Here is a 14,267-nt window from a genome sequence, read left to right as displayed (position 1 = left end):
AATGGCAAGACAATTTGAATATCCATTTCAAAACCCAGAGTTATCGATAGAAGAAAGGGTTCATGATCTCGTTTCTAGGTTTACGTTAGATGAAAAAATTGCATTAATGCATCAGTATCAGCCAGAAGTTAGTCGTTTAGGTATTAAAGCACATAAACAAGGAACAGAGGCTGCTCATGGGATTGCATGGTTAGGAGAAGCAACCGTCTTTCCGCAAAACATCGGGTTATCTCTTACGTGGAATCCGCAGTTAATGAAACAAATTGGTGATGTGATAGGAGATGAGGCGCGAGTATTCTATCAAAAAGATCCAGATGCGAATGGTCTTACTCTATGGGCGCCAACAGTAGATTTAGAGCGTGATCCACGATGGGGCCGAACGGAAGAAGCGTACGGTGAAGACCCTACTCTCGTAGGTAAGTTAGCAACTGAGCTCGTAAAAGGGATGCAAGGTGATCACCCTGTCTATTTAAAATCAGTAGCAACATTGAAACACTTCTTAGGAAATAACAATGAGTTGGATCGTGGTGAATGTTCAGCAAGTATTGACCCACGTAATATGCATGAATATTATTTAAAAGCGTTTGAGCCAGTGTTCGTAGAGGGAAAAGCGAAGTCAATGATGACCGCATATAATTCTATTAATGGTACTCCAGCGCTGCTACATCCGTATGTGAATGATCTTGTTAAAGAAAAGTGGAACATGGATGGTTTTGTTGTTAGTGATGCTGGGGATGTATTAGGAATTGCTCGCGACCATCACTATTATGATAATCATGTAGAAGGTATGGCTGATACGATTAAAAGTGGAATTGATAGTATAACGGATGATAAGGAAGAATCACTTGAAGCAATTAGAGATGCTCTAAAGCAAGGACTACTCGGAGAAGATGATCTTAATAAAGCATTAAGAAACGCATTTCGTGTTCGTTTTTGGTTAGGAGAATTTGACCCTGAATTAAATCCATACGTGAATATACCTGAATCAAAGTTGCTGGCGAAAGAACATCAAGAGCTTTCCTATCAAGCTGCCAAGGAGCAAGTAGTCTTACTTAAAAACGAAGAGGGTACGTTACCTTTACAATCGTCTAAATTGAATAAAGTAGCTGTACTTGGTCCGCTTTGTAATGATGTACATGCTGATTGGTATAGTGGAACACCTTCTTATCGCGTAACTCCATTAAAAGGAATACAACATAAATTAAAAGGACAAAATATATGCTCGCATGAAGGCTACAAACAAATCAAAATTCGTTCTAAGAAAACAGGGGCGTACATTGGAATCGACGAGAAAGATGGCAACAAATTGATTTCAACAAAGCAATCTGCTCGCGCAGAGCTGTTTCAATGGACCGATTGGGGTTGGGGAAGTCAAACGTTAAAATCAACGTCAACAGGGAAATTTGTTACGACTGGAGATGAATGCTTGACGGCTACTGCTGAAGAAGCACGAGGATGGTTTGTGAAGGAGCTTTATACGTTACATGAAGAAGAAGGTGCTGTTCGTGTAACATCTTGGGACGGTCATCCCGTTTGTGTAGGAGATGACGGACAGTTATTTGCAGCAACAGAAGGGCAAGAAGACAAAGGCGACTTTTATGAAATTGAAGTGGTTGAGGATGGAATAATGGAGGCTGTGAAAGCAGCTAGTGAAGCGGATACAGCGATTGTCTTTGTAGGTAATAGTCCGTTTATTAACGGTAAAGAGACGATTGATCGAGATGATATTATTTTACCACCTGAGCAAGAAAAGTTAATCCGCTCAGTAAGAGAAGTGAACGAAAATACAATTGTTGTTATTGTAAGTAGTTATCCTTATGCAGTTAATTGGCCTGATGAACACATTCCTGCTATTTTGTATTCATCTCATGCAGGACCCGAGCTAGGTACAGCAATGGCAGATGTATTATTTGGTGATTATAACCCAGCTGGACGTCTCAGTATGACATGGTATCGATCAACAGAACAGCTTCCTAACATAATGGATTACGACATTATAAAAGGCAAGAGAACGTATCAATATTTTGATGGAGATGTATTATATCCATTTGGACATGGTTTAAGCTATACGACATTTACTTATAGCGATTTACACCTTTCTCATAAAGAAATAAACCGAGACAGTACGTTAGAAGTAACATGTTTAGTGGAGAATACGGGCGAGCTTGATGGTGAGGAGGTTGCGCAGCTTTATGTAAGAGCCAATCAATCTCGAATAACACGACCGATTAAGACGTTAAAGGAATTCTCAAGAATTTTTGTGAAACAAGGTGAGAAGAGGACTGTCACTTTCAAATTACCTATTAAGGAATTAGCTATTTGGGATGTTGTGAGTGAATCGTATAAAGTTGAATCAGGTGAATATACGGTTATGGTTGGTTCATCATCTGCGCTCTTACCATTACAAGCAACGGTTCACGTTCAAGGTGATGTACTAGATAATCGTACGTGTACAGATAGGATAAAGGCATTTAATTACGATGATTACGAAAGTGTGTATTTAGATGAAGGTGAAAACCGTGAATATTGCGTACGAACGAATAATGAGCTTGGCTGGGTTTCTTTTAAAAATTGTGAATGGAGCAAACCTTTATCAAAATGGACAGTGAAGGTTCATGCGCAATCACATGCTGAATTACAATTGAGAGTAGGTCGTTTCAATGGTGAGCTATTGGCTACGGTAGAAGTTGAAGGAAATACGGGGTGGCAAGAACTAAGAACGACCATGAACAGTGATAATCATTTAGCGGACAAAGAAGACATTTATGTTATATTAAAAGGTGATGTACAATTAAGCTGGTTCCAGCTTGCTTAATCTGTATGCTATGAACGTAGTAGCTATTGCTTTAAGGATTTTCAAAAGGGGGAATGATCTATCCCCTTTTGAGGTACTTATATAATATAATATTAGAGGGTGTTACGCTTGAAGAAAGCTTTGTTGTTTGTATTATGCATCATTACTTCCTTTCATATGGGTGGCTGTTCTAGTGAAGAAGAAGCCGTTACATTAGATGTGATGTTTTTTACTGATTTGCCAATTGATTTGGCAGAAGCATTTACGGATTATACGGAAAGCTTATATGAAGCTTCCGACGTATCAACAATGACTCATATGTTTTTACCTTCCCCTGAGAAATTAACAGTAGAAATGGTTGCTGGTGAAGGTGATATTTATGTTGTGGAAGATTGGATGTATCATATTATTTTTGATCCAGTTATTTTACATCCACTTGATGAGATTGCAGAAATAAAGGAAGTGGATGAACGGTTTTTTGGAAAGAATGAAATAACGGAAGAGGAACATGTGTATGCCATTGGCTTGGATCAAGACTCTCCACTTTTAATGGAATTGGGTATTGAGTATTCAGACAGGCTGATTGCTGTTATGATGAGAGATCGTCAAGTAAATGATTTAGGGTTAGAAGTATTGCAACAATGGTATGATTAACTGTTACGTTTTACGAAATGGTTGAATCTAAAGGGTGAACATAATGCAGAAAAATTGGACAGATACACCACTTTATACGATAGCAGATTGGGTAATGAAATTAGCTTATATTAATTTATTATGGTTTCTTTTCACATTTTTAGGGCTTATTATTTTAGGTTTCTTTCCAGCGACAGTAGCAATGTTTACGATTTTAAGACAGATGCTCTTAAAAGAAGATAGCGTCCCCATTTTTAAAACGTTTTTAACCGTTATCAAGCAAGAATTTGTGCGAGCGAATGCGGTTGGGCTTATGTTAGCTGTTATAGGGTATATTATCTATATTGACTTTCTTTATTTAGGGACGGTAGATGGTTATCTCCATTCGATTCTATCTGTTGTTTTTATCGTATTATCTATTGTTTATGGCGCTGTATGTTTGATGATTATACCTGTTCTTGTTCATTTTGAATTGTCATTTAGTCAATATTTCAAACATGCGATTCTATTTTCGGTCATAAATCCGCACATTATGATCTTTATGGGAGCGGGAATCTATTTTGCGTATCGATTATTTAACTTTTTACCTGGATTAACATTATTTTTCTTTGGCAGTCTTATTTCTTTATTTATCATGTGGAGTGCAACCTTGGCGTTTAATAGAGTGGAGAAAAAACAACAAAGGCTACAACCAAGTGAAGATAAGTAAAGTCCGTTTACTACGAACGATGTAGTAAACGGACTTTTTTAAAAGGTTAAGAAATTCGCGGATATCGTTGTGGCTAAAAGAGGGCAATGGCTCTGCGCGCCGCACGCTTCTCTACAAGACGTTCACTTGTAGAGAACTTTCAAAATAGGAGATGGCTTCGCCCATTGCTTTGAGCTCAAATTTTAAAGTTTAATTTAATAATGCCAGCTTCTTTTGCTGAAGTGAATGCGATGACAATGAGTGGACCGATAATGAATCCAAGTACACCAAATAGCATAAGTCCAATATACATAGCGATGAGAGTCGCCAATGGAGATAATCCAATTTGCTGCCCCATCACCTTCGGTTCGACTGTTCTACGAATAACGAGTAGAATGGCGGCTAATACAAGCAATTGAGTTCCCATACTAACATTTCCAGCGAATAATTGAAAAATTGCCCATGGTGCTAATATAGCAATTGATCCAATTAACGGTATAAAATCAATGAGCCAAATAATAAAGGCCATTAATAAGGCAACTTCAGGAGCGATAAACAACAGTCCGATTAATGAAACGATAAAGATAATGATACTAACTAAAAATTGAGCTTTTAAAAATCCCCATAGAACATACTTTAATCGTGAAGTCATAAAATTGACTTTGTCTTTTGTCTTATCAGATAAGTATGAAAAGGACTTTCGTTTTAAGACGGGTAATTCTAATAAAAATAAAAATAGAGCAATTAAATAGACGATAATGGATACTAAGTATCCAGGTATACTCGAAACAAAAGAGGTCACATCGTTAATAATGTTGCGTTCGCTTATTGTGTTTCGAATATCATTCAATGTTCTAGTCACAAGAATGTTGATTTCTTCTACTAATTCTGGCGGTAAATTATCATATTCGTGTTCAAGATTGCGTTGGAAATTTAGCCAAGAACGATTGATGTCATTAATGTGCTGTGGTAAATTTTCAACAATTTGTGAACCTTGTGTAATTACTTTTGTGACACTATAATAGCCAGTCAAACCGATAAAACAAATAAACAAGGTAAAAACAATCATGACGGCAAGGTTTCGCTTTAATTTAAGTCGTTTATGTAAAGATTCTACTGCTGGTGATAACAATAAGGCAGTGAAAAAAGCCAACAGTAATGGGATCGAAATAGGTATAATGAAATAAGCTACGATAGCGATGGCAATGATGCTAATGATGATAATGAAGGTGCGTTTAGATATGAGTGCTGCCAATGTAGGACTCCTCTCTTGAATGTAAAATGTATCTATCCGTAAAAGCTTACACATCTCTTAACTTATATTATAGTATAGAACATTATAGAATGAACAGTTTATATAGGTATATTTTTATACTTATGGTATACTCATTCAAGCGTTCAATCAATGAAGAAGGCTTGAACTTTTTGAAAGGAGTATGTATGTAGTGAGAAAGTCCAATTGGATTGTTTTATTTTGTTGTATGTTTCTTGTTGCTTGTCAATCACCTGACAACTCCGAGTTAATAAAAGTAGAAGATGATACAGAGCTAGTGGAGTTTGTAACAAATTACAAAAAAACGATGATCGAGTCGGTAAATGACGGTCATTTTAATGATGTAGAACCTTATTTAATGGCAAACGTTAGTTTCTATCATTCTTTACGCAGGTACGTAAATGATTTACATAGTGATAGAGCTAGTAAAGAGCTGAAGGAATTTCATGTTGATCACGTTTATGAAGATGACGTAGGTGATTATTATGTTGAAGCTTTTGAATCAGTTGTGATCCATTACCCTAATGAATCAGAAGAAATAGAACGTTACATTAGGTTTGAAATTAATAGGCTTAACAACGATTCGCTACGTATTGTAACGATTCGAGAACGTGAAGAATAAGAAAAAGACGACGATGGTACCATCGTCGTCTTTTTCTTATTCTTCTGCTTCTAAATTCCCTTTTAAAAGCTCAAGCTTCTTGTTACACTTATCAATAATTTGTTGAGGGAACTCTTCCCCCTCGTATTCAACGCCATGTGGATAATAATGCTTACCGAGTAAGGGTGTCATCAGTTTAACGACTGTATCTTCTTTCGGTATCTCGCCTTTAATTGCATATGCAGGAACACGTAAATAATAAATATTTCCTTGATTCACAATTTTGTAATCAAACATGACACGTTCATAGTCCCACTGACCTGCATGGACAAGCCCGATTGATTCACACGCATATTGAAGTGTCTCAAAACGTAATTCTTTATCAGCTAATTCAATGTGATCAAATCTCACTGTCAATCCGCCTCCAATTGATCTTATATGTACTCTTTTAATGATAGTATGAATTGAGCTTTGTTGCAATGTATAATCATGAATGTTTTGTGGAGATTCCCTTTCGACAAGATTATACTGGAAATGGACAGAAGGTTACAACGTTAGAGAGAGGAATAAGATGACTGAACATTGAATAGATCAACTAATAAGATCGAGAATAGAGGTGTTTCCATGAAGAAGATCATTATAATTTTTGGTTGTGCCTGTCTTCTTCTCTTTTTTCTAATAATCGAATCAGATTATTTACAGAATTCTGAGGAAAATGAGACAGATGCTACAGAAGAGTTTGAGGTAATAGAGTGGTTAGTTGGGGAGGAATTAACAGAAGATTTAGAGATAGAAGAACCGGACCATGAAGAAAATCTACTAACAGATGAAGAGGTTTTTATTGGATTGACTGGCGATCAAATTGAAGAAAGGTATGGTGAGCCTGATCGTATAGACCCGACAGCTTATTCATATGACTGGTGGATTTATTTATTTGAAGAAGATTCAACGACATATTTACAAGTAGGTATGCAAGAGGGAGAAGTTGTAACAGCTTTTGTTTCAGGACATATTAGTGAAACGTTCTTTTCTGTTGGAGAAATGTATGAGGAGTTAGATGACTTGTTCACCTTTTCTAACCAAGTTGATGTAAAGGCTACTAATGGGCAGTATCAATTTGAATTAAGTGCAGCAGATCTGCTAGCACGACCTCTAGTTGAAGTTGATGGGGAGTGGGTTCAGCTATATTTCGATACACATACGAATGAACTTTCGAGTTTACGTATGCTTACGGCTGATATGCTTGTAGAAATGCGCCCTTATTCTGTTTCCTACATAGGTGATCCCCCAGAAAGACCAACTGTATCAAACGACGATTGGCAAGAAATCGAACATGCAGAAGCAAGACAAATTTTTGATTATACAAATGTCATACGTGCCAGACATGGTTTAGAGGCATATGAATGGCAAGAGGATGTTGCTGTTGTTGCATATGGACATAGTCGTGAAATGAAGGAAAAAGAATTCTTTTCACATACATCTCCTGAGTATGGTGAGTTAGACCAACGATTTGAAAGAAGTGATATTGGTTTTAGATTAGCAGGAGAAAATATTGCTGCTATGTATACAGATGGTGTAGCAGCTGTGGAAGGTTGGTTAAATAGCGAAGGACATCGAGTCAATTTGTTACATGAGGAGTTTACGCATTTAGGAGTTGGTGTGTTCCAAGATTATTATACGCAAAATTTTATGACACCATGGTCATTTTAGCCTTCTTTGAGCACCTAGGACTAGGCTCCTGCGTATACTGTTGTATGAAAAGGCTTATAAGGGTGGTGATAAGATGAGTAAACATGGGCTTCATCCAACCGTTCAACAGTTCAAAGGTTTTATGGGTAGAAATCCTCATCTTATAAGAGAAGTAAAAGAAAACAAGAAATCGCTACAAGAGATATTTGAGGAATGGAATGTCTTTGGTGAAGATCATGATCATTGGAACACATATGCTGAGAGTACTGAGCAGCAAGAGTCAGGTCAGCATCAAGAGGAGAGTTCAGGTAATGGAGAAACAGCGAGCTCTTTAGGACAAATTATGGGATTGATTAGTCGGTTAAACGTAAACGATCTCCAACAGCATTTGAGTCAATTCAGCTCAGTGCTTGGCAATGTTCAAAATGTGATCCAATCATTTCAACAACCGAACCAACAGCAAAATCAACGCTCAAATGATCATCCTTTTTCATTTAGAAGAGATTAGCAGGAGGTGTGGAAGATATGCGCTTAGAGGTTCAACAGTATCTTAATGAACAACCTGAACTACGAGCATTTATACGACAACACCCGAATTGGTATCGAAAGCTTAGCCGTGATCCTTCACAAATGGCACTCTTAGAGAAGGAAGCCAATCAATTTTACGGTAGAACGTTTCCACAAAGAGTTGAAAAAATGCAAGAATCATTGGGATTGATCATGATGATGATGGAAATGTTAAAGGTTGGGCAAACGACAGTGGCACAATCTTAACAATCATTGTATGGCTTGCTAAGGGCATTAAAATTCCTAGCAAGCCATACATGTATGCATAATAACCGTTAAATGAACATAATCTACACTTATGTTTAAGTGAGGTGTTAGTCATTGCAACGAGTCACTATTAGCCTATTCGTTATTTTGATCATGATGAGTACATCAGTACTTGCAGAAAACGAAAATGTTCTTGTTGAGCCTGTCTTACATGTTGGGGATATTAACATTGATAAAGGGAATCCATTGAACTTAGATGTTAATTATAACCTAAAAGATAATCAATTATATGTGGAATGCCAGCTTAGTGGATTTTCGTTTGGACAAAATGAAGTAGGGTCCCTTCATCAGGACAATGAAGGGCATTTGCGAATTTATTTAAATGATGAACATATTGCAACGTTATTTGAACGTGCCTTTTATTTAAAAAACTTGCCTAATGGAGAGCATGAAGTTCTCGTGCAAGTCGTTCAAAATGACCATACTCCGTATAATGGTGTAGATGAAGTTATCACTATTTCGATTCGTGATTAAGTATGTTTGATATATAGCGATAAATGCAGTCTTCAACTGAAATTCCACGTTGTTGGAAGCCATGGTTTCCGAACAAAGTATTAAATTCTAGAAAATAATAGCTGTCATCGACTTCGACTAAATCAAAACCAGCATGGTCAACACCAAGCATATTGGCTGTGTGACGTACGAGTTCGATCGCTTTCTCGGGAATGTGATCAAATGAAATTTTTGCACCTTGAGCAACATTACTACGGAAGGAATTTCGTTCATTAATTCGCCAATAAGCGGTTACAACTTCATTACCAACTACACAAATACGTAGATCACGATCAATCGGTAAATATTCTTGGATGTATAAATAATCGTTTTCTTCAGCGTATTCGTTAAATTGTTTGTGTGATTCAATTAAGAAAACGCCTTTGCCCATTGAACTACGAATTTCTTTTGCGACAAACGGGAATGAGAATTCGGTTAATACTCGATTAATATTATCATGGTTATTTCCTAAAATAAGTGTTTTAGGTACATGATTTGGTACGACGCTCCACAGGCCACGAGTTACTTCAATTTTGTTGAAACCTAATTGAATGGATTGAATGCTAGGAAAAATTTTTTTCTTCATGCCATAGACAAGAGCATTAACTTGCCAATTTTCCGGAAAAAGACAAATGTCTGCTGCGGCAATTTTGTCTCGTTCTTCAAACATATGCTCAGGCTTTACATACTTAATACCAGGGATACCAATTGTTCGAAAAGGGTTAAACGTAACAATATTCATGATAGTATGGCACCTTTCTATTTAGATACATTGACTAAAAGATTATATTCTGGAGCTAACGTAGATGTCAATAACATAAGAGGAACAGTTGTCATCTATTGTGATCCAGCTTGTTCATGATATACTAATGATTGTAGGAGGTGTTGTACATGCTAGCAACGATGTCAACGATTGAATTATTGGATGGTGCTGACGAATTAGCAAAGGCCGTAATTGAATCGGAAGTATATCATGATTATATAGAAGCAAAACAAAAATTAGAGAAAGATGTGGAGGCGCAAAAGCGAATATCTGCATTTAATCATATGAAAGACCAATATGAGGATGTTCAGCGCTTTGGGAAATACCATCCTGATTATGATGAGATTTCCGCAAATATAAGAGATGCGAAAAGAGCAGTTGATTTAACCGATACAGTCGTTGAATTTAAGAAGGCTGAACGAGAATTGGAAGGTCTACTAAACGAAATTAGTGGAATCATTGCTCATTCCGTTTCAGAGACGATTAAAGTACCAACAGGAAACCCTTTTTTCGATTCAATGTCTTGTAGCGGAGGATGTGCCTCAGGGAGTTGTGGTTGTAGTTAATGAATCTATAGACACGGCGTGTTGTCGTAGGATTCTATGCATGATAAACTATAACAATACCGTTACATTAAAGGAGAGCCTATTATGCTAGAAAGCAAGCGACAAGGTGTAGCGATCTGGTTAACATCATTGAAGTTTGTACGTCAACTTCGACGATTTGGTCACGTTCATTATGTTTCAAAAAAAATGAAATATGCGATTATTTATTGTGATCAAGAAAAAATAGAGGATGTTATACGAAAATTACGTAATACTCATTTTGTACGTGATGTTCAACCTTCCATGCGTCCGTTTGTCGAGACTGATTTTCAAAATGCAAAGCCCGATAAAGCGAAAGAATATGATTATAAGATGGGAATATAAGATGAAAGAGGCTGGGACAAAACCCTCCTCTGAAATGAAAAGCCGGTGAAATTTTACGTCAAGTAAAATTCTATGAGAATAACTATTTGAAGGCTAATTTGCGTTTCACTCGATTTTCTGTACGAGGAAAATCGAAGGAAGAAAACGCGAGGAGATAAAAGAATCTACACCCAAAATAGAGAAAGGTGAATTTGAGTTCGCTCAAATTCACCTTTCTTACTATTAGCTAGTTATGTCCCAGCCTTTTTCTTTATGTAATCTTATTGCAATGGTGGGATGTATTTGTTCATTCGCAGGACGCCGATTAAATATTGATAATATAAATCTTCTTCAGAAAAGGTATGAGAAGGCTTAACTTCTAATCGATGTATGTTAATATGTAGTTTCTCACACAGCTGTTGAATTAGGTGATACCGTTTTGTTTCTTTATAACTTGGATTTAAAATTCCTTCTAAACAAATATATAGCGGCATCAATTTTCCAGGTGCTGCAGGCTTCAAAATAAGTACAAATGATGACATAGGACGCTCAGAAACCGTCGTGTTGAGTTGGAGTAGCATATGAATTCGCTCAGTATTAGTGCGAGCAAGCTCTAATAACTCATATAAATCATTGTAACCTTCCCCTAATTTAATGAACCGTTGAATCATAAAGGATACCCTCTTTCTTTCAAACATCTATTTGTTTCTATACTAGCGAAAGAAAAAAATCCTCGCAAGAATTTCTTGCGAGGTGCCTTACACATACATTGGTATGTACTTAAGGCTATGGGAGAGGAGAAACCGGAGGAAGAACTTATGGGGAAACGTAAGCCTTCTCCGCGGTTGTAGCAACACTAAGTGAATGCTACTAGTTGAAGTATGACCGATTTTGTACCATTTCATACATTTATTTTTCTTATATTATAATGTTGGATGTTTCTAACATTTACTTGGTTTATACACGTTTAGTTCTCGCTTTTCATTCTACTTATGGTAGGATAAAATGATAAAATATCGAAACAGAATGTAGGTGAGTAGGATGAGAGTCATTTCTGGTCTTAAGAAAGGTTTATCGTTAAAGGCAGTTCCCGGTTCTTTAACAAGACCTACAACTGATAAAGTGAAGGAAGCCATATTCAATATTGTTGGCCCTTACTTTGATGGAGGTAGCGCACTTGATTTGTATGCGGGTACAGGTGGACTTGGAATTGAAGCGCTAAGTAGAGGAATGGACAACGTTATATTTGTAGATCAGAATAAAAAAGCGATTAGTATTATTAAGGAAAACTTAGAGCATTGCTCATTCAGCGAGAATGCTGAAGTGTATCGAAATGATGCAAATCGAGCTTTAAAAGCGTTAATCAAGCGTGAGCGATCATTTGAACTGATCTTTTTAGACCCGCCATATGCGAAACAACAGCTGACTAATGAATTAAGTATGATCGTTGATTTTCAATTGATTCGTGAAAATGGTATGATCGTTTGTGAAAGCGGTCTAGATACGACATTACCTAAGCATCTATCAAAATTACAACGTGTTAGGCAAGAAGCTTACGGTGATACGCTAATTTCCATTTACCGCTATTGATACTTGTACTGAAAAAGGAGTAACATTATGACAAATATTGCCGTTTGTCCAGGTAGCTTTGATCCGATTACTTATGGTCATATCGATATTATTACCCGTGGTTCGCACGTCTTTGATGAAGTCATCATAGCTGTTTTACATAATCGTAATAAGAAGCCTACTTTCACTATGGAAGAACGAATTAAATTAATAAAGGAAGTAACGGCTCATATCCCACAAGTGCGAGTGGACACGTTTGATGGTCTTTTAATTGACTATATGAAAGAAAAGAAAGCGCGTACGATCATTCGTGGGCTTCGAGCGGTGTCTGATTTTGAATATGAGATGCAAGTAGCATCGATCAATAAGAAGTTAGGCCCTGAAATTGAAACATTCTTTATGATGACAAATCATCAATATTCTTATTTAAGTTCTAGTATTGTGAAAGAGGTAGCCAAATATGATGGTGATGTTTCTGGACTAGTTCCAGATATAGTCGAGAATGCTTTGCGCAGAAAATTTAATCATGTATAAAAAGAGTGGGTATTCAGCACGTTACATGTGCTGATCCACTCTTTTTAGTAACAGAATTAAATATAGAACTAACATGAAAAAAGTCAGGATAAATCCATACTGAACGAGCCAATTCCACATAATAGAAAACCAAGGTGCTGAGTGCTCACTCATAAAGACAGCAAGTACATTTGACTGTTTGTTTAAAGAGGTCTGATTGCTGTAAATAGGTGTCCATAATAGACACGCAAAAAGAGCAGCAAATATACCATGAAATAAACGAGCGATAAAAAAAGGTTTAAAGCGAATATCTGTTTCTGCTAATATACTAGCAACTTGCGCTTGTACAGAGAAACCGCTAAATGCAAGGAAGAAGCTAGTGACAATAACTTGTTGAAAAAGTGTAGCTTGGGTCTCGCTAGCCAATTTCGCACCGAGTGTAATTTCGAATAAGCCTGAAATGAGCGGATAGCTTAACGAATTTGGTATTTGAAAAACAGACAAAATGATTGAGAAGATAGACGCTATCATAGCTGTTATTCCAATAAGGCTTAAAATTGAATTTAACACGGAAAATAAAATGATAAATCCTCCAATCATTAATAATGTTCGAATAGAGGATTGAACGGCATCTCCTAATAGCTTTCCGATAGGCCTTCCATCACGAAGGCGCTCTTCATGTAAAAGCGTTAATGCACTTTTCCATGATCGATTGGAGCTTTCTAGGGACTGGTGTTCGTCTTCATTAATACCATGAAATCTCATACACAAACCAACGATTATATTTCCTAAATAATGCGATAATGCTAAAAGGAGGCCTAATGTTGCGTCATGAAAGAAACCAACTGCAATGGCACCAAATATAAAAAGTGGGTTGGAGGAATTGGTAAATGATACAAGCCTTTCAGCTTCAATTCGTGTGAGTTTTTGTTCTTGCCTAAGTCTAGCTGTTAGTTTTGCACCAGCAGGATAACCTGATGCTAACCCCATAGCCCACACAAAGCCTCCTACTCCAGGAACACGAAATAATGGTCTCATTAATGGCTCGAGTAATGCACCAATAAACGTTACGACGCCAAATCCAATTAATAACTCTGACACAATAAAAAAAGGTAACAAGGATGGGAAGACGACATTCCACCACATTTGCATACCTCTAATAGAAGCTTCTAATGCTTCTTTTGGAAAAATCATTAGTGAAGCAGCAAGGAGTAAGCTAACTAAAGCAAGTACAATGGTTTTTGTTTTTGATAATGGCACATAGTAGCCCCCTTTTTACTAATATAAGATTTTATAGGGTGGTGAAGCCTTATTAGTGCGCTTATTAGAAGAGTTTCGACTCATTCGTTCCTATGTTGACGAAACACCCCCACATTTAGCAGAACTTGAATTGAGAGGCTTACTGAATGAAATGTGTAAGAAAAGTCGTTTTGTCTGTTCTTTAAGAGTTGTCCTATCATTAACTATACGTATACAGATGAATAATAGACCATATCATTTCTGTAAAGGA

General features: G+C 36.9%; 17 protein-coding genes. 12 read left to right on the top strand and 5 right to left on the bottom strand.

Annotated elements, in window-relative coordinates; genetic code table 11:
* Position 1 precedes the first annotated feature (1 nt).
* The 3 genes from ACERJO_RS05525 (at position 2) to ACERJO_RS05515 (ending at position 4,136) form a co-directional block, all read left to right on the top strand.
* Entirely contained in the window at positions 2–2,815 is a 2,814-nt protein-coding gene (locus ACERJO_RS05525; RefSeq protein ID WP_373646834.1) for a glycoside hydrolase family 3 C-terminal domain-containing protein, read from the top strand.
* A gap of 108 nt (positions 2,816–2,923) precedes the next feature.
* Positions 2,924–3,448, top strand: a complete 525-nt coding sequence (locus tag ACERJO_RS05520) for a hypothetical protein (RefSeq protein ID WP_373646832.1) — start codon at positions 2,924–2,926, stop codon at positions 3,446–3,448.
* A gap of 43 nt (positions 3,449–3,491) precedes the next feature.
* Positions 3,492–4,136: a YesL family protein gene (locus tag ACERJO_RS05515; RefSeq protein ID WP_247103818.1), complete on the top strand. Its 645-nt coding sequence runs from the start codon at positions 3,492–3,494 to the stop codon at positions 4,134–4,136.
* A 175-nt stretch (positions 4,137–4,311) separates the two neighbouring features.
* On the opposite strand, the gene ytvI is transcribed toward ACERJO_RS05515, so the two are convergent.
* On the bottom strand, positions 4,312–5,370 hold the full coding sequence (gene ytvI / locus ACERJO_RS05510) for a sporulation integral membrane protein YtvI (RefSeq protein ID WP_247103819.1): 1,059 nt from the start codon (positions 5,368–5,370) through the stop codon (positions 4,312–4,314).
* 190 nt (positions 5,371–5,560) lie between these two features.
* On the opposite strand from ytvI, the gene ACERJO_RS05505 reads away from it, so the two are divergent.
* Complete coding sequence (locus ACERJO_RS05505) at positions 5,561–6,010, top strand: TcaA NTF2-like domain-containing protein (RefSeq protein WP_373646830.1); 450 nt, start codon at positions 5,561–5,563, stop codon at positions 6,008–6,010.
* 36 nt (positions 6,011–6,046) lie between these two features.
* Here ACERJO_RS05505 and ACERJO_RS05500 read toward each other — a convergent pair whose 3' ends face one another.
* The gene (locus ACERJO_RS05500) at positions 6,047–6,400 is read right to left on the bottom strand and encodes a YugN family protein (RefSeq protein ID WP_373646829.1); all 354 of its coding nucleotides are present in this window, start codon (positions 6,398–6,400) and stop codon (positions 6,047–6,049) included.
* 213 nt (positions 6,401–6,613) lie between these two features.
* Between ACERJO_RS05500 and ACERJO_RS05495 the strand changes: the two genes are divergently transcribed.
* The 4 genes from ACERJO_RS05495 (at position 6,614) to ACERJO_RS05480 (ending at position 8,986) form a co-directional block, all read left to right on the top strand.
* A complete protein-coding gene (locus tag ACERJO_RS05495) occupies positions 6,614–7,699 on the top strand; it encodes a CAP domain-containing protein (protein WP_373646827.1) in 1,086 nt (361 codons plus the stop codon).
* Positions 7,700–7,772: 73 nt separating this feature from the next.
* Positions 7,773–8,186: a YlbD family protein gene (locus ACERJO_RS05490; protein WP_373646825.1), complete on the top strand. Its 414-nt coding sequence runs from the start codon at positions 7,773–7,775 to the stop codon at positions 8,184–8,186.
* A 17-nt stretch (positions 8,187–8,203) separates the two neighbouring features.
* The gene (locus ACERJO_RS05485; protein WP_247103825.1) at positions 8,204–8,452 is read left to right on the top strand and encodes a YlbE-like family protein; all 249 of its coding nucleotides are present in this window, start codon (positions 8,204–8,206) and stop codon (positions 8,450–8,452) included.
* A gap of 114 nt (positions 8,453–8,566) precedes the next feature.
* Positions 8,567–8,986, top strand: a complete 420-nt coding sequence (locus ACERJO_RS05480) for a hypothetical protein (RefSeq protein WP_373646822.1) — start codon at positions 8,567–8,569, stop codon at positions 8,984–8,986.
* On the opposite strand, the gene ACERJO_RS05475 is transcribed toward ACERJO_RS05480, so the two are convergent.
* Entirely contained in the window at positions 8,967–9,746 is a 780-nt protein-coding gene (locus ACERJO_RS05475; protein ID WP_373646820.1) for an ATP-grasp domain-containing protein, read from the bottom strand. The genes ACERJO_RS05480 and ACERJO_RS05475 overlap by 20 nt on opposite strands.
* A 149-nt stretch (positions 9,747–9,895) precedes the next feature.
* On the opposite strand from ACERJO_RS05475, the gene ACERJO_RS05470 reads away from it, so the two are divergent.
* Both ACERJO_RS05470 and ACERJO_RS05465 read left to right on the top strand, forming a co-directional pair.
* The gene (locus tag ACERJO_RS05470) at positions 9,896–10,333 is read left to right on the top strand and encodes a YlbF/YmcA family competence regulator (RefSeq protein WP_247103828.1); all 438 of its coding nucleotides are present in this window, start codon (positions 9,896–9,898) and stop codon (positions 10,331–10,333) included.
* An 84-nt stretch (positions 10,334–10,417) separates the two neighbouring features.
* Positions 10,418–10,696, top strand: coding sequence for a YlbG family protein (locus ACERJO_RS05465; protein WP_247103829.1), 279 nt, complete (start codon positions 10,418–10,420; stop codon positions 10,694–10,696).
* A 260-nt stretch (positions 10,697–10,956) separates the two neighbouring features.
* On the opposite strand, the gene ACERJO_RS05460 is transcribed toward ACERJO_RS05465, so the two are convergent.
* Entirely contained in the window at positions 10,957–11,346 is a 390-nt protein-coding gene (locus ACERJO_RS05460) for a DUF7147 family protein (protein WP_247103830.1), read from the bottom strand.
* 370 nt (positions 11,347–11,716) lie between these two features.
* Here ACERJO_RS05460 and rsmD point away from each other — a divergent pair, with 370 nt between their 5' ends.
* Both rsmD and coaD read left to right on the top strand, forming a co-directional pair.
* Entirely contained in the window at positions 11,717–12,265 is a 549-nt protein-coding gene (gene rsmD, locus ACERJO_RS05455) for a 16S rRNA (guanine(966)-N(2))-methyltransferase RsmD (protein WP_247103831.1), read from the top strand.
* A gap of 27 nt (positions 12,266–12,292) precedes the next feature.
* Entirely contained in the window at positions 12,293–12,778 is a 486-nt protein-coding gene (gene coaD / locus ACERJO_RS05450; protein WP_247103832.1) for a pantetheine-phosphate adenylyltransferase, read from the top strand.
* A gap of 21 nt (positions 12,779–12,799) precedes the next feature.
* Here the strand turns inward: coaD and ylbJ are convergent, their stop codons facing one another.
* Positions 12,800–14,017: a sporulation integral membrane protein YlbJ gene (gene ylbJ, locus ACERJO_RS05445; protein ID WP_247103833.1), complete on the bottom strand. Its 1,218-nt coding sequence runs from the start codon at positions 14,015–14,017 to the stop codon at positions 12,800–12,802.
* Between the last annotated feature and the right edge of the window lie 250 nt (positions 14,018–14,267).

The sequence above is a fragment of the Halalkalibacter sp. AB-rgal2 genome (assembly GCF_041821005.1).
Lineage (GTDB): Bacteria > Bacillota > Bacilli > Bacillales > Bacillaceae_D > Halalkalibacter.
Note: the sequence above shows the minus strand (reverse complement) of the source record. Positions and strands in the feature narration are given on the sequence as shown.

What these genes read in the sequence shown, in the direction of transcription:
- ACERJO_RS05525 (WP_373646834.1), top strand. Translation starts at nt 2, where the DNA reads ATGGCAAGACAATTTGAATATCCATTTCAAAACCCAGAGTTATCGATA.
- ACERJO_RS05515 (WP_247103818.1), top strand. Translation starts at nt 3,492, where the DNA reads ATGCAGAAAAATTGGACAGATACACCACTTTATACGATAGCAGATTGG.
- ACERJO_RS05495 (WP_373646827.1), top strand. Translation starts at nt 6,614, where the DNA reads ATGAAGAAGATCATTATAATTTTTGGTTGTGCCTGTCTTCTTCTCTTT.
- ACERJO_RS05490 (WP_373646825.1), top strand. Translation starts at nt 7,773, where the DNA reads ATGAGTAAACATGGGCTTCATCCAACCGTTCAACAGTTCAAAGGTTTT.
- ACERJO_RS05485 (WP_247103825.1), top strand. Translation starts at nt 8,204, where the DNA reads ATGCGCTTAGAGGTTCAACAGTATCTTAATGAACAACCTGAACTACGA.
- ACERJO_RS05475 (WP_373646820.1), bottom strand. Translation starts at nt 9,746, where the DNA reads ATGAATATTGTTACGTTTAACCCTTTTCGAACAATTGGTATCCCTGGT.
- ACERJO_RS05470 (WP_247103828.1), top strand. Translation starts at nt 9,896, where the DNA reads ATGCTAGCAACGATGTCAACGATTGAATTATTGGATGGTGCTGACGAA.
- ACERJO_RS05465 (WP_247103829.1), top strand. Translation starts at nt 10,418, where the DNA reads ATGCTAGAAAGCAAGCGACAAGGTGTAGCGATCTGGTTAACATCATTG.
- ACERJO_RS05460 (WP_247103830.1), bottom strand. Translation starts at nt 11,346, where the DNA reads ATGATTCAACGGTTCATTAAATTAGGGGAAGGTTACAATGATTTATAT.
- rsmD (WP_247103831.1), top strand. Translation starts at nt 11,717, where the DNA reads ATGAGAGTCATTTCTGGTCTTAAGAAAGGTTTATCGTTAAAGGCAGTT.
- coaD (WP_247103832.1), top strand. Translation starts at nt 12,293, where the DNA reads ATGACAAATATTGCCGTTTGTCCAGGTAGCTTTGATCCGATTACTTAT.